Origin of the sequence: Pseudomonas sp. BF-R-19 (assembly GCF_019956445.1) — a bacterium.
Lineage (GTDB): Bacteria > Pseudomonadota > Gammaproteobacteria > Pseudomonadales > Pseudomonadaceae > Aquipseudomonas > Aquipseudomonas fluorescens_BH.
On the sequence record NZ_JAHBDN010000081.1, the window covers coordinates 18,505 to 32,239 of the forward strand.

13 protein-coding genes are annotated in these 13,735 nt (G+C 60.3%); 8 read left to right on the forward strand and 5 right to left on the reverse strand.

Annotation, left to right across the window (positions count from 1 at the left end; all coding sequences use genetic code 11):
• Positions 1-176: 176 nt before the first annotated feature.
• A complete protein-coding gene (locus KGB28_RS23095) occupies positions 177-686 on the reverse strand; it encodes a disulfide bond formation protein B (protein WP_056728475.1) in 510 nt (169 codons plus the stop codon).
• Between the two features lie 285 nt (positions 687-971).
• Entirely contained in the window at positions 972-2,153 is a 1,182-nt protein-coding gene (gene hmpA / locus KGB28_RS23100) for an NO-inducible flavohemoprotein (protein ID WP_223448042.1), read from the reverse strand.
• A 156-nt stretch (positions 2,154-2,309) separates the two neighbouring features.
• On the opposite strand from hmpA, the gene norR reads away from it, so the two are divergent.
• The 5 genes from norR to KGB28_RS23125 all read left to right on the forward strand — a co-directional run bounded on the left by norR (position 2,310) and on the right by KGB28_RS23125 (position 6,801).
• Positions 2,310-3,860, forward strand: coding sequence for a nitric oxide reductase transcriptional regulator NorR (norR, locus tag KGB28_RS23105; RefSeq protein ID WP_223448043.1), 1,551 nt, complete (start codon positions 2,310-2,312; stop codon positions 3,858-3,860).
• Positions 3,861-4,056: 196 nt separating this feature from the next.
• Positions 4,057-4,959 carry a chemotaxis protein CheV gene (locus KGB28_RS23110; protein WP_008046758.1) on the forward strand — a complete coding sequence of 301 codons (903 nt, stop codon included), beginning with the start codon at positions 4,057-4,059 and terminating at the stop codon, positions 4,957-4,959.
• Positions 4,960-4,986: 27 nt separating this feature from the next.
• The gene (locus tag KGB28_RS23115) at positions 4,987-5,445 is read left to right on the forward strand and encodes a GNAT family N-acetyltransferase (protein ID WP_223448204.1); all 459 of its coding nucleotides are present in this window, start codon (positions 4,987-4,989) and stop codon (positions 5,443-5,445) included.
• A 187-nt stretch (positions 5,446-5,632) separates the two neighbouring features.
• Positions 5,633-5,968 (forward strand): hypothetical protein, encoded by a 336-nt coding sequence (locus KGB28_RS23120; protein WP_223448044.1) that lies wholly within the window; start codon positions 5,633-5,635, stop codon positions 5,966-5,968.
• Between the two features lie 83 nt (positions 5,969-6,051).
• A complete protein-coding gene (locus KGB28_RS23125; RefSeq protein WP_223448045.1) occupies positions 6,052-6,801 on the forward strand; it encodes a YkgJ family cysteine cluster protein in 750 nt (249 codons plus the stop codon).
• A 128-nt stretch (positions 6,802-6,929) separates the two neighbouring features.
• Here KGB28_RS23125 and KGB28_RS23130 read toward each other — a convergent pair whose 3' ends face one another.
• Positions 6,930-7,187, reverse strand: a complete 258-nt coding sequence (locus tag KGB28_RS23130; RefSeq protein WP_150727373.1) for a hypothetical protein — start codon at positions 7,185-7,187, stop codon at positions 6,930-6,932.
• A 195-nt stretch (positions 7,188-7,382) separates the two neighbouring features.
• Between KGB28_RS23130 and KGB28_RS23135 the strand changes: the two genes are divergently transcribed.
• Positions 7,383-8,357 (forward strand): 2-hydroxyacid dehydrogenase, encoded by a 975-nt coding sequence (locus KGB28_RS23135; protein ID WP_223448046.1) that lies wholly within the window; start codon positions 7,383-7,385, stop codon positions 8,355-8,357.
• A gap of 187 nt (positions 8,358-8,544) precedes the next feature.
• Entirely contained in the window at positions 8,545-9,054 is a 510-nt protein-coding gene (locus KGB28_RS23140; protein ID WP_223448047.1) for a DUF2165 domain-containing protein, read from the forward strand.
• A 26-nt stretch (positions 9,055-9,080) separates the two neighbouring features.
• Here KGB28_RS23140 and KGB28_RS23145 read toward each other — a convergent pair whose 3' ends face one another.
• A complete protein-coding gene (locus KGB28_RS23145; RefSeq protein WP_223448048.1) occupies positions 9,081-9,983 on the reverse strand; it encodes a DMT family transporter in 903 nt (300 codons plus the stop codon).
• 151 nt (positions 9,984-10,134) lie between these two features.
• On the opposite strand from KGB28_RS23145, the gene KGB28_RS23150 reads away from it, so the two are divergent.
• A complete protein-coding gene (locus KGB28_RS23150; protein ID WP_223448049.1) occupies positions 10,135-11,010 on the forward strand; it encodes a helix-turn-helix domain-containing protein in 876 nt (291 codons plus the stop codon).
• A gap of 143 nt (positions 11,011-11,153) precedes the next feature.
• On the opposite strand, the gene KGB28_RS23155 is transcribed toward KGB28_RS23150, so the two are convergent.
• On the reverse strand, positions 11,154-13,583 hold the full coding sequence (locus tag KGB28_RS23155; protein ID WP_223448050.1) for a TonB-dependent siderophore receptor: 2,430 nt from the start codon (positions 13,581-13,583) through the stop codon (positions 11,154-11,156).
• Positions 13,584-13,735 lie beyond the last annotated feature (152 nt).

A 13,735-nucleotide genomic window follows, 5' to 3' on the forward strand; every position in this document is an offset into this window, starting at 1 on the left:
GCCCTGCGACACTCGCTCTGTGACAACATGTCGCACACATGTCACACCCTTGATTGCCACCCGTCACGGTCTTTTTACCCCGCCTCTGAAATGCGCTCTGCAAGACAAAAAAAGCCCCGGTCCTCTCTTCAAGGAACGGGGCTTTTTTGTCCGACAATGCGTGGCGGCAAATGACCTCAGCGCAACGCCTTGCGGTTACGCGACGTCAGCAGCGGCACCAGCACCACGATCAGCACGAAGGCGACCAGCGCCCACTGCGCCAGCGACAGACCGAGGATCGGCGGGTATGGCGTGGAGCAGAAACCGTCGACCTGGAAACCCAGCGGGAAGATCTTCGCCAGCGGCAAGTCATCGACAATCGGTTGCAGCACATCGATGCCACAGCTGACCGCCGGATAGAACTGCGTATAGACGTGATGCCCGGCAACGCCTGCACCTGCCACGGCACAGATCACCACCAGGGTTTCAAACACCGTGATGCTGCGACGGCCGCGCATGGCCGCGCCGATGAAGGCGAAGATCGCGATCAGCAGCAACGCGTAACGTTGCAGGATGCACAGCGGGCAAGGGGCCTCGCCCAGAACAATTTGCATGTACAGCGCACCGCCGATCAGCGCCAGGCAAATGATGCCCAACAACACCAGGTAGCGCCGTTCACGCCCCAACCGCATGGATTCATCGCTCATCGCGTTTCCCTTCAAGATATCGATTGCCCGCCAGTCTACACGCTGGCCCGGACCTTTGAGAGTCTGGAGCATGTGAGGGGGATTCGGGGGGAATAGACGATAAGGCGGTTAAGAAGGGATTAACTTTCTGACTTTATTCAGTTCAGGGCCGAGGTGTGGCATTCGTCGGAGCGCCGCCCGGAGCAAGCCCGCTCCCACATTGGTCCGCGTCGTACGCAGATCAAATTGTGGGAGCGGGCTTGCTCGCGAAGCAGGCGACTCGGTCTCCCGAGCCGCCGCAACCGCTTACTCCAGCGCCGCTGCCGGCCCGAAGAACTCATAACGGCTTTGCTTCTCCGGCACACCCAAAGCTTTGAGATGGCGCTTGATGGACGCCATGAAACCTTTCGGCCCCAGGAAGTAAACATCCAGATCACGCTGCTCCGGCAGCCATGCATGCAACTGCTGCTGGCTCAACAAACCGACCTTGTGCGCCGCCGGGCTCACGCCGTCGTCCTCGGAATAGCAATAAAAGCGCTTCAGTTGCGGGTGACGCTCAGCCAGGCCGTCGATCCAGTCGCGGAAGGCATGGACGCTACCGTTGCGCGCGCAGTGGATGAAATGCACCGGCCGCTGAGTCTCCAGCGCCGCTTCGAGCATCGCCAGGGTCGGGGTGATGCCGACGCCGCCGCTGATCAGCACCAGCGGTTTGTCGCTGGCGGTCAGGATGAACTCGCCCGATGGCGGGAACAACTGGATGCTGGCGCCGACATGCAACTGGTCATGCAAGTAGTTGGAAGCGCGGCCACCGGCTTCACGCTTGACGCTGATGCGGTACTGGCCTTTGTTCGCCAGCGCCGACAGCGAGTAGTTACGACGGATCTCTTCACCGTCGAGGACCAGTTTCATGCCGATGTACTGGCCGGGTTCTGCCTCCAGGATCGGGCCTTTGTCCGCTGGTTCGAAGTAGAACGAGGTGATCTCGGCGCTCTCCTCGACCTTGTCCACCACGATGAATTCCCGCGCCCCGCGCCAGCCGCCCGGTGCCTGTTCTTTCTGGTCGTAGATGCTGGCTTCGGCACCGATCAGGATGTCTGCCAGTTGGCCGTAGGCCGCGCCCCAGGCCGCGATCACTTCCGGGGTGGCGATCTCTTCGCCCAGCACTTCGGCGATGGCCCGCAGCAGGCAGCTGCCGACAATCGGATAGTGCTCAGGCAGAATCTGCAGGGCCACATGCTTGTTGATGATCTTGGCCACCAGGTCGCCCAACTGGTCGAGTTGGTCGATATGGCGCGCATACATCAATACGCCGTTGGCCAACGCACGCGGCTGATCACCGCTGGACTGGTGGGCCTGGTTGAACAGCGGGCGGACTTCCGGGTATTCGGAGAGCATCATGCGGTAGAAGTGCGTAATCAGCGCCTCACCACCGCTTTCGAGCAGCGGCACGGTGGATTTGACGATGGCACGGTCTTGAGCGCTCAGCATAAGGTGACTCCTGGTCTTCTTGGGTTGCTAACGGATTACCCTATGCTTATCAGTTTTCATGCCAACTATTTAATCGTTAAAAATCAATAAGTTAAAAACGTAATAGTCATTTCGACACTGCCTGTTTTATAGTCATACCGACTACACGGAGTCACTATGACTGCAAAATCTCTGCTCACCGCCCTGCTACCCCTGGTCTCCGACCTGTCCCGCGAACTGCCCGAGGGCGAGCGTTATCGCCGCCTGCTGGAAGCCATGCGCGCCCTGCTCCCGTGTGACGCCGCCGCCCTGCTGCGCCTCGATGGTGAATGGCTGGTGCCGCTGGCCGTCGACGGCTTGAGTACCGACACCCTCGGTCGGCGCTTCAAGGTCAGCGAGCACCCGCGTTTCGAAGTGCTGCTCAACGGCCCCGGCCCGACCCGTTTCGCTGCCGACAGCGACTTGCCCGACCCCTATGACGGCCTGGTCGATGGCCTGGATGATCATCTGGAAGTCCACGACTGCATGGGTTGCCCATTGTTCATCGACGAGCGCCCATGGGGCCTGCTGACCCTCGATGCTCTCGACCCGGAGCGCTTCGAACCGATCGAACTGGATGCCCTGCAAGCCTTCGCCAGCCTCGCGGCCGCCACGGTCAACGCCGCCGAGCGCATCGAGCGCTTGAACAACCGGGTCGAAGATGAACATCAACGCGCCGAGGTCTACCGCCAGGCCAGCGGCCAGCAGAATCGCGAGATGATTGGCCAGAGCAAGGCCCACAAGCGTCTGGTCGAAGAAATCAGCCTGGTGGGCGGCAGCGACCTGACCGTGTTGATCACCGGCGAAACCGGGGTCGGCAAGGAGTTGGTGGCCCAGGCCATCCATGCCGCCTCGCCCCGCGCCGACAAACCGATCATCAGCCTCAACTGCGCCGCGTTGCCCGACACGTTGGTGGAAAGCGAGTTGTTCGGCCATGTCCGCGGCGCCTTCACCGGGGCGATGAACGACCGCCGCGGCAAGTTCGAACTGGCCAATGGCGGCACGCTGTTTCTCGATGAGGTCGGTGAGTTGTCGCTGACCGTGCAGGCCAAGTTGCTGCGGGTGCTGCAGAGCGGTCAACTGCAGCGACTGGGCTCGGACCAGGAGCATCAGGTCGACGTGCGTCTGATCGCGGCGACCAACCGCGATCTCGCCGAAGAAGTGCGCAGCGGCCGTTACCGCGCCGATTTCTACCATCGCCTCAGCGTTTATCCGCTACTGGTGCCGGCCCTGCGCGATCGCGGGCGTGATGTGTTGCTGCTCAGCGGCTACTTCCTGGAGCAGAACCGCTCGCGCATGGGCCTCAACAGCCTGCGCCTGAACAGTGACGCCCAAGCCGCGCTATTGGCTTACGACTGGCCCGGCAACGTGCGCGAGCTTGAACACTTGATCGGCCGCAGCGCCTTGAAAGCCCTGGGCAATTGCAAGGAGCGGCCAAAGATTCTCAGCTTGAGCGCCGCCGACCTCGACTTGCCCAATGCCAGCGTTGAAGCCGTCGCCGAGCAACCCGTCGCTACCATCACGCAAGCGCTGACCGGCGATTTGCGCGAGGCCACCGAGCATTATCAGCGCCAATTGATCGGTGCCTGCCTGGAGCGGCACAACAACAATTGGGCAAGCGCGGCCCGTGAGCTAGGCCTGGATCGGGCGAACCTGGGGCGGATGGCTAAAAGGCTCGGCATGAAGTGAAGGCCCCTTCGCGAGCAGGCTCGCTCCCACAGGATGTGTGAACGACGACGATCTAATGTGGGAGCGAGCCTGCTCGCGATGGCGTCTTACTGTTCACCGCAATTGTTAAAGCCTGCTCCAAACAAGTCGATAACCCGGCATCGATGTCATTGGCGATCCCGGGATTGCCCGTCACCTTTTTCCAGAGAAGGTTCCTATGTCCTCCACCAAAGCCCGCGCAGACTCACTTTCGCTTCTGCTGTTTACCTTGCGCAGTGGCAAGCTGATGGCGATCAACCTGCTCAAGGTCAGTGAAATCATTCCCTGCCCGCCGCTGACCAAACTGCCGGAGTCGCACCCCCACGTCAAAGGCATCGCCACCCTGCGCGGTGCCTCGCTGTCGGTGATCGACCTCAGCCGGGCCATTGGCGAGCGTCCGCTGGAAGACCCCAACGGCGGCTGCCTGATCGTCACCGACGTCAGCCGCTCCAAGCAGGGCCTGCATGTGCAGGCCGTGAGCAAGATCGTCCATTGCCTGACCACCGACATCCGCCCGCCGCCCTTCGGCTCCGGTGGGTTGCGCGCCTACATCACCGGCGTGACGTCGGTCGATGGCACCCTGGTGCAAGTGCTGGACATTGAAAAAGTCATCCACGGCATCGCCCCGGCGCAAATCGAGATGGCGCCAACCGAACTGAGCATGGAAGACGCCGAACTGCTCGGCAACGCGCGCATCCTGGTGGTCGATGACAGCCAGGTCGCCTTGCAGCAATCGGTGCACACCCTGCGTAACCTTGGCCTGCAATGCCATACGGCCCGCAGCGCCAAGGAAGCCATCGACTGCCTGCTGGACCTGCAAGGCACCGCGCAGCAGATCAACCTGATCGTCTCGGACATCGAAATGTCGGAGATGGATGGCTACGCCTTCACCCGCACCCTGCGGGAAACCCCGGATTTCGCGCATCTTTATGTCCTGCTGCACACGTCGCTGGACAGTGCGATGAACGCCGAGAAAGCACGACTGGCGGGGGCGAACGCGGTGCTGACCAAATTCTCTTCGCCGGAATTGACCCAGTGCCTGATCACCGCGGCCAAGGCTGTCGCCGAACAGGGTTATTGAGTGTTGAACGAAGAATTCTGCTGGCTGATGCGGCGCGACCTCTCTGTCGTCGTGCCGGCCCCCGATTGGCCAGCCGGCCTGCAATTGAGTGAGTACCGCCCCGAACTGGGCGCCGCCGTGCACCGGTTGATGGAGTTCGGTTATATAGAAGGCGGCGGTCGCGTAGCCGCGCTGGACATGTGGCAACGGCAGTTCGAAACCGACCCGGAATATGATCCGGCCCTGTGTTTGATTGCCCTGGATGCCGGAGAAGTGGTGGGCGTTTGCCAGTGCTGGACCAGTGCCTATATCAAGAACCTGGTGGTGCATCCGCGGTTTCAGGGCCGGGGGTTGGGGCGTGCACTGTTGTTGCAGGCGTTCAAGGTGTTCCAGCAGCGACGTGAAGGTTTCGTGGACCTGAAGGTACGTGAAGACAACCTTCGGGCGCGGCGCTTGTATGAAAGCGTCGGAATGCGTGCGGTCCGCCGGGAGCCGGTTCCCGACTGATGTACCGCCTTCGCGAGCAAGCCCGCTCCCACAGGTTACCCGTCGTACACAAAATCTGTGGCCACACTCGACTACTGTGGGAGCGGCGGTGCGGCGTTCCGACTTGCCCGCGAAGAGGCCGGCACAACCACCTCAAAACCTTCAGGCATACTCACCTTTCAGTCACAGCACCAAGGATGCCTGAACCATGAAAGCAGCAACCCTGACTATTCTCTGCCTCACCGCCCTCACCGCCCTCACCACCCAAGCCCACGCCTCCAGCCCCGACGCCTGGGCCACCTACGATAAAGCCGTACTCACCAGCTGCACCAAGGCCAGCGGCCTGAAGGACAGCAAACCGGTCGGCACCGTCGCGCAGTTCGATGACCGGGTCGGCTACACCGCGCTCCTGCTCCAGGGCCAGTACCCGCAAAAGCACATGAAAGGCGCACAAGGCACCGGGTTGTGCCTGTACAACAAAAAGAGCAAAACCGCGTACGTCACCGAATGGGACTCCATCCGCCCGGCCGGCAAGGCAAACTGAGTGGCGCATAATTTGCTTCGATAGCGGCTTTTGCGGCGGCATTCTGTCGCCGTGTCATGCCCTGTGATGCGAACGAACGCTCGATGAATACAACGTTTTCCTGTGTAGGCTGCGGCAAATGCTGCAATGACCACCATGTGCCCCTGACCCTGAGCGAAGCCCGGATGTGGGCAGCCGAAGGTGGTCAGGTGATCGTGCTGGTGGAAGCGTTTCTGGGTAATGGCCTGGGTCTGCCGGTGCAACAACGGGAACACGCCGAACGCCGTTCGGCGGCGGTGCGCAGCGGAGAATCCGATGCGTACGTGGCCATCACTGTCGCCGCCTACAATGTCGGCCCCTGCCGAAATCTTGACGAAGACAACCTATGCCGCATCTACGAACGCCGGCCGTTGGTGTGCCGTATCTATCCGATGGAAATCAATCCGCACCTACCTTTGAACACCGCCGTGAAGGAATGTCCGCCTGAGTCGTGGGAAAATGGACCGGACCTGATTGTCGGTGGTGAGTTGGTCGACCGGGAATTGTCGGAACTGATCCAGCGCTCCCGTCAGGCGGATCGTAATGACATTCTGATGAAGGACGCGATTTGTGCGTTGCTGGGGATTCGCACGACGGCCCTGAAGGGCGACGGGTTTACCGCTTATCTTCCGGATATGGCGGAGTTCGCCGCGATCATCGACGACCTGGCCGGGCAAACGTTGCCGCAGTGGGGCAGCGAATGGCGGTTTCATGTGTCGGGGGATGATATTGCGGAGCAAGTGCTGGCCGCCGGTGCGCAAGTGGCGGCGGATGCGCCGACGAATTACTCGTTTATTTCGTTGCGGGCGGTTTGATTCGGAATTTGCAGTGTTTGTGCTGGCCCCTTCGCGAGCAAGCCCGCTCCCACAGGAGGAATGCATTCCAAATGTGGGAGCGGGCTTGCTCGCGAAGACGGCAGATCAGGCACCGCAGACTTAAGAACTCAGCGCTTACCCATCGACCGCCGAGTCCCCGGCGGTGCCATGCCCGGCGTCTTGGTGTGGCCATTCTTGGCGCCGTTCTTGTACCACGGCTGGTTGGAGCCCTTGGCGGCCGCCAGATCACCCGGCTTGAACGGGAACTTGAATGCCGGGATTTCGGCTTTGGTCTCGCTGTCGGCGCTGGAGTCGACGCTGTCTGGCAGCTCTGCCTGTGCGTCGCTCAGGGCGTCGGCGACTGGCGGTTGTTTCGGGGAAGTCATGAAAGCTCCGGGTGGTGCATGAAATGTCGGGCCCGGTGAGTGGGCCGGATGCCACAGTATAAGAAGTGCGGCAGTATAACTGGATGGAGCAGCGCAAGCTGCAAGCTTGCATTGACCGCCTGACGACTCGCACAAATCCCGTGAAGAATGTTAGCGTGCTCATCATTCTTCACCGCCCGACGAGCCCGCCCCCCCATGAAAAAGACCGTCCTTGCGTTCAGCCGCGTCACCCCACAAATGGTTGAACGCCTGCAACAGGATTTCGACGTCATCGTGCCGAATCCGAAAAACGGCGACATCAACGCCCAATTCAACGAAGCCCTGCCCCACGCCCACGGCCTGATCGGCGTCGGTCGCAAACTCGGTCGTGCGCAGCTGGAGAACGCCGCCAGCCTGGAAGTGGTGTCCAGCGTCTCGGTGGGCTACGACAACTATGACCTGGCCTATTTCAACGAGCGCGGGATCATGCTGACCAACACGCCGGATGTGCTCACCGAAAGCACCGCCGACCTGGCGTTTGCCCTGTTGATGAGCAGCGCGCGCCGCGTCGCCGAACTGGATGCCTGGACCAAGGCCGGACAATGGCAGGCCACTGTCGGTGCGCAGCTGTTCGGTGGCGATGTGCATGGCAAGACGTTGGGCATTGTCGGCATGGGCAATATCGGTGCGGCCATCGCCCGACGCGGTCGCCTGGGGTTCAACATGCCGGTCATCTACAGCGGCAACAGCCGCAAGACCGAGTTGGAACAGGAACTCGGCGCACAGTACCGCAGCCTCGATCAATTGCTGGCCGAAGCTGATTTCGTCTGCCTGGTGGTACCGCTCAGCGAGAAGACCAAACACCTCATCAGCCATCGCGAGCTGGCGCTGATGAAGCCAAGTGCCATTCTGGTGAACATTTCCCGTGGTCCGGTGGTGGATGAGCCAGCACTGATCGAAGCGCTGCAAAACAACCGCATTCGTGGTGCCGGGCTGGACGTATACGAAAAAGAACCGCTGACCGAGTCGCCACTGTTCCAGCTGAAAAATGCCGTGACCTTGCCGCACATCGGCTCGGCCACCCATGAGACCCGCGATGCCATGGCCAACCGTGCCCTGGCCAACTTGCGCAGTGCGCTGTTGGGGGAACGACCGCAGGACCTGGTCAACCCGCAAGTCTGGAAGGGTTAATGTAAAGCTGGCAGGCGTTGCAGGCGCCTGCCCGTTTAGAACAAACAACAAAAAGTCGTTTGTATCCTGTTAAGCAATTCACTGAATACACACCCTGCAATTCAGTCAATAAACAAATAATAAAACCACGCGATAGACTCTCCCTACTTACCCGAACACAACGGGAACAATAACGGAGATCAACAACTTGAACCCACTAACAACAAGCCAAATTATTCGATTCAGCAAAGCCATACTAATGTTATCCTTCAGTTTCTTTGGTTTGCTTATGCTATACAGCAACCTCACCGACTACACGACAAACTTTGAATACCTCGCCCATATCCTGAGCATGGACACCACCAGTGATGGCCACAAATACCCTGACAGGGCCATTACTTCAACCCTATTGCAACACCGTATCTACTGGCTGATCATTACACTTGAAGTGGTCTACACCCTCTTCTGCCTAATCGGAACCTATTACCTTTTTAAAAACATCAACGCTAGCCCGAAGATTTTTCACGATGCCAAAAAACCTGCATTAATCGGATTACTGATCGCACTTTTCCTCTATTACTTCGGCTTTCAAGTGATAGGCACAGAATGGTTCAACATGGACAGGTCGGAAACATGGAACTACAAGGACTGGGCCCGGCACATTGTCGGCTTCCTCTTTCCGCTATTGATTTTCATCGCAATGAAAGTCGAGCGCTGAGAACATCGGCACTCGACGTCACCCTGTCAGGCCAATTTTCCGCTGCCCAGCTCTAATGGAGCTTTGGGTTTGCGAAACACCAGTACGTTCCCCAACATCACCAACACCAGCCCTAACAGCGCCGGCATCGTCCACTGATAACCCTCGGCGAACGCTGATACGTTGAGCGCCACCACCGGGAACAGCACCGTGCAGTACGCAGCCCGCTCAGGCCCCATGCGCCCGACCAGCGTCAGGTAGGCAGTGAAACCGATCACCGATCCCGGGATCACCAGGTACAACAGTGACCCGATGTAACGCGCGCTCATCTCCACATCGAAGGGAATGCCTTTGATCAGGCACCACACCGTGAGCATCGCCGCCCCGTAAGCCATGCCCCAGGCATTAGTGGTCAGCGGCTTGAGACCGGCCTTCTGTTGCAGGCTCGAAAGCATGTTGCCCGCCGAGAAACACAAGGTGCCGCACAGGGCCAGACCGAGACCGAGCAAGGTTTCCGGGCTCGCGGTGTGCCCGGCCAGCTCCGGCCAGAACAGCAGTCCCAGCCCCAGCAGGCCCAACGCACCGCCCATCAGCACATTGCGGGCGATTTTCTGACCGAAGAACACCCGCGCGTTGAGGGCATTCCACAGGGTGGCGGTGGAAAACACCACGGCCACCAGACCGCTGGGAATCCACTGGCTCGCGGTGAGGAAGCACATGAAGTTGACGCAGAACAGGCACAAGCCCTGAGCCAGGCAGATCAGGTGCCCGCGTCGGTTCATCACTTGCAGGCGCCGGCTGAGCAGCAGGATCAAGAACAGCACCAGCGCGGCGAGGCCGAAGCGATAGACGATCGACACGGGAATGGCCACCACACCCAGTTGCCATTTCAAGGCAATCCAGGTGGTGCCCCAGATCAGCACGGTCAGCAGGTACAAAGAAAGGTTCATGACTAAGGCTCCTCGATAGGTGCCCAGTGTCCGGCGCTACGCCCTGGCGCACTTGCATAAACTTGCGCTTTTGTCTGGCGACACGCTGGCAGGCGCGCGTCTACGGAGTAGGATGCAAGGCGTTGGATGCAGGTGTTAGAGAGCAACGATCATGGCGGCACTGGATACCCTACAAGTCTTTCAAGCCCTCAACCGCTCGCCCAATGCTCGCCTCGAGCACAGCGCCGAGCTCGGTGACGGCTTGTCTGCAGCCTTGTGGAGCAATCACCACGACGCCCAGGAATACGAAGCGCCCAGCCACCACACGTTGTCCTGTTACCTCGCCGGCGGCACCGGCACCTTTCGCCGCGACCAGCCCGGCAACAAGGGGGGGCCGGACAAACTGTGCATCCTCCCGGCCGATCACCAGTCAGGCTGGGTGATCAATGGCGATATTCGCCTGGCTCACCTGTATTTCAGCCCCGAACAGTTTGCCCTCGGCTGCGTCACCCTGCTCGATCGCGAACCACGGCAAATGCAGCTGCGCGAGCAGACCTTTCTCGATGATCCACAGCAGGCGCTGCGCTTTCGGCAGTTGATCACCTTGAACTGGGACGAGCCGGGCGAGCGCCTGCTCACCAGCAGCCTGGCTCACGAATTGCTCAGCCACGCCCTGCTCAGCCAGGTCAACGTGCGTCAGGGTTTGCGCCTTAAAGGCGGCTTGGCCGCGCATCAGCGTCGGCATCTGGTGGAGTTCATCGACAGCCACCTGGACGAGGCCATCAGCCTCGGTCAATTGGCGGCGTTGTGCGCGTTGTCGGAATACCACTTCGCGCGGATGTTCCGCGAAAGCTTCGGCTTGCCACCCCACCAGTACGTGCTGGCGCGGCGCCTTGACCGGGCGCGGGAGTTGCTGCGCACGACCTCGCAGCCGCTGGGAGAGATTGCACTGGCTTGCGGTTTTTCCAGTGCCAGCCATTTCACCAACCGGTTTCGCCAGTCACTTGGCGGGACGCCAGGTGAATATCGGCAGGCGTTTTTGCGCTAGGCCTGGGATCTTCGGCGCCTCAATTGCCGCCTTCGCGGGCAAGCCCGCTCCCACAGGAATTGGCGGTGCTCACCGGTTTTGTGGCTACCCTATTCCTCTGTGGGAGCGGGCTTGCTCGCGAAGAACGATGACGCGGTCTGTCATCAGAACTCCAGCGTGCTGGACAGCGAAATCTGCCGCGAATCGCCCATCGACACAAAGAACCGACTCGCCGCCGAGGTGTAGTAGGTACGGTCGAACAGGTTCTTCACGTTGAGCTGGAACTTGACCTTCTGCCCCTCCACCCTGGTGTCGTAGGTGGCGAACGCATCGGCCACGGTGTAGCTCGGCAGATCGAAATCGTTCACCGCGTTGCCCGCGCGCTCGCCCACATAACGCGCTCCGGCGCCGACCCGCAGCTGATCGCCGCCAATGACGCTGCCGAAGTCATAGACGGCTGACAACGAGCCGCTGTTCTTCGCCACGTTCTGCAACTGATTGCCTTTGTAAACCGGGTCTTCGGTAACCTCGGCATCGGTGTAGGCGTAGCTGCCGATCATGCTCCAGCGATCTGTCAGTTGACCGCTCAGGTCCACTTCCAGGCCACGGGAACGCACTTCACCGGCGGCACTGTAAATCGTGGTCGGGCCTTCGGCGTTGGCCACCAGCACATTGCGTTTCTTGATGTCGAACAGCGCGATATTGCCAGTGACGCGACCCGGCAGATCAAGCTTGGCACCCAGCTCCCAGGACTTGGCTTCTTCCGGCGCCATACCGCCGTCAAGCACGGTACTGCTACCGCTCAGTGGCGCGATGGTGGAGTTGGGTTTGAACGACTCGGTGTAACTGCCGTAGAACGACAAGGCATCGGTGTACTTGTACACAAGGCCCGCGCGCGGCACCCATTTCTGCCCGTTGCTGTCGGTGTTGGCGTGAAACGGCACGCCTTTGCCGGCGTACTGGTCGTACGCCTGGAAACGCGCGCCGGCCACCAGGATCCACTTATCGGTGAGGTGGATGGAGTCCTGCAGGAAGATCGAATCGCTGCGCAGTTCATCGGTCTGCGCGCTGTCAGGCGCACTGACGGTGGTGCCCGCCACTTCCTGACCATAGACCGGATTGACGTAACTGAATGTGGTCAGGCTTTTCTGGCGGATCAGGTCTTCACGGTAGATCTTGCGGTACTCGTCATCGACGCCGAAGAGCAGGTCGTGCTGCATGCCGAGCACGTTCACGTTGCCTTCGAGGCTGGCGGTAGTGAACCGGTCGGTGCTGATCGCATTCTGGGTGCCGTCCATGCTGCGGGTCAGGGTGCCCTTTTTGGTGTCGATGGCGGTCACGCGCACCTGGCTGGCATCGTAGGTTTCGCGGTTCCAGCTGTAGCCGAAATGGGCTTTCCAGTTGTCGTTGAGTTCGTGGTCGGCCTCGAAGTGATAGAGGTCCGAACGCCCTTCCATGTTATTGAACGGCTCGTCGAGACGCTCGTTGCGCGAGATGTCCAGCGGATGGTTGGTGCGTGGATCGATCAGCGTGCCGCGGTCGAACGGTGTGAGGAATTCGCGGTGTTCATAGGAGAACAGCAGCTTGGTGCTTTCGCCGTACCAGGCCAGGGATGGCGCGATCAGGCTCTCGCGATGCACACCGAAGTTGCGCCAGTAATCTTCATCTTCGTAGTCCAGCACCATGCGGTAGGCCAGTCCGGAATCGCCGAGGGCTCCGGTGCTGTCGAGACCGCCGCCGCTGCCGTTCTTGCCGTCGCCATAGCTCGAACCGCGCGCGGTCAGTGCGTTGTACTGCTCAAGCTCAGGCTTCTTGCTGACCATGTTGACCACGCCGCCCGGATCCTGAATGCCATAGAGCAACGAGGCCGGCCCTTTGAGCACTTCGACCCGGTCCACGCTGGCGTTGAGGCCACGCCCCTGCACAATCGGCATGCCGTCGCGCATGATCGAGCCGTTACGGTTGTCGCCAAAGCCGCGGACCATCACTGAGTCCTGGGTGCTGCCCAAAGTGTTGGCCTGGGTGATACCGCTGACATTGGCCAGGGCGTCATCGAGATTGCGCGGCGCCTGGTCGCGGATGACCTGGGCCGGGACGACGTTGATCGTCTGCGGGATCTCCTGAACCGGGGCCGAGGAGCGCATCACTGAAGTGGTGGGGGGCGGCTGGTAGCTCATGGAGTCATCCATCACCGAGGTGATGGAGGTCGCGCCCAGGTTCAACGCGCCTTCAGTCGGCCGTGGTTCCAGTGCAATGGTGTGGCCGTCAGTGCGACGGAACGTCAAGCCCGAACCAGTGAGCAGTCGCTGCAGAGCCTGTTCGGCGCTCATCTGGCCATTGATGGCCGGCGCATTGAGACCATACGGCGCTTCATCGGTGTAGACCACGCTGATGCCGGTCACTCGACTGAAATCACTCAGGGCCTGGGGCAGCGGTTTGGCGGCCAGCGCGAAATTGAATTGCCCACGGGGCTGACTGCTGCCCGCCTCTGCGGCCAGCGCCACGCTCAGCGGCAACAACGCCAATGCCGAAAAGCTCAACGCAGACACACCCAACCATTGTTTGACCGAACCCGATTTTGCCCTGGACTTCATGACTCATGACCTGTGTAGAACCGCAACGGATGCGAATGACTCGCAGTTTCAGTCACTACACGGATGGCAATCGGGTTTACCTCAGCAAAAAAATGAAAATATTTTTATTCAGGGTGATGTAGTGTTTGAACTGGCCCCATCGTCGGATCGCC

Excerpts from the sequence above, each read along its gene's own strand:
- norR (WP_223448043.1), top strand. The coding sequence starts at position 2,310 with ATGACTGCAAAATCTCTGCTCACCGCCCTGCTACCCCTGGTCTCCGAC.
- KGB28_RS23115 (WP_223448204.1), top strand. The coding sequence starts at position 4,987 with ATGCGGCGCGACCTCTCTGTCGTCGTGCCGGCCCCCGATTGGCCAGCC.
- KGB28_RS23150 (WP_223448049.1), top strand. The coding sequence starts at position 10,135 with ATGGCGGCACTGGATACCCTACAAGTCTTTCAAGCCCTCAACCGCTCG.
- KGB28_RS23095 (WP_056728475.1), bottom strand. The coding sequence starts at position 686 with ATGAGCGATGAATCCATGCGGTTGGGGCGTGAACGGCGCTACCTGGTG.
- KGB28_RS23130 (WP_150727373.1), bottom strand. The coding sequence starts at position 7,187 with ATGACTTCCCCGAAACAACCGCCAGTCGCCGACGCCCTGAGCGACGCA.
- KGB28_RS23125 (WP_223448045.1), top strand. The coding sequence starts at position 6,052 with ATGAATACAACGTTTTCCTGTGTAGGCTGCGGCAAATGCTGCAATGAC.
- KGB28_RS23135 (WP_223448046.1), top strand. The coding sequence starts at position 7,383 with ATGAAAAAGACCGTCCTTGCGTTCAGCCGCGTCACCCCACAAATGGTT.
- hmpA (WP_223448042.1), bottom strand. The coding sequence starts at position 2,153 with ATGCTGAGCGCTCAAGACCGTGCCATCGTCAAATCCACCGTGCCGCTG.
- KGB28_RS23120 (WP_223448044.1), top strand. The coding sequence starts at position 5,633 with ATGAAAGCAGCAACCCTGACTATTCTCTGCCTCACCGCCCTCACCGCC.
- KGB28_RS23110 (WP_008046758.1), top strand. The coding sequence starts at position 4,057 with ATGTCCTCCACCAAAGCCCGCGCAGACTCACTTTCGCTTCTGCTGTTT.
- KGB28_RS23145 (WP_223448048.1), bottom strand. The coding sequence starts at position 9,983 with ATGAACCTTTCTTTGTACCTGCTGACCGTGCTGATCTGGGGCACCACC.
- KGB28_RS23155 (WP_223448050.1), bottom strand. The coding sequence starts at position 13,583 with ATGAAGTCCAGGGCAAAATCGGGTTCGGTCAAACAATGGTTGGGTGTG.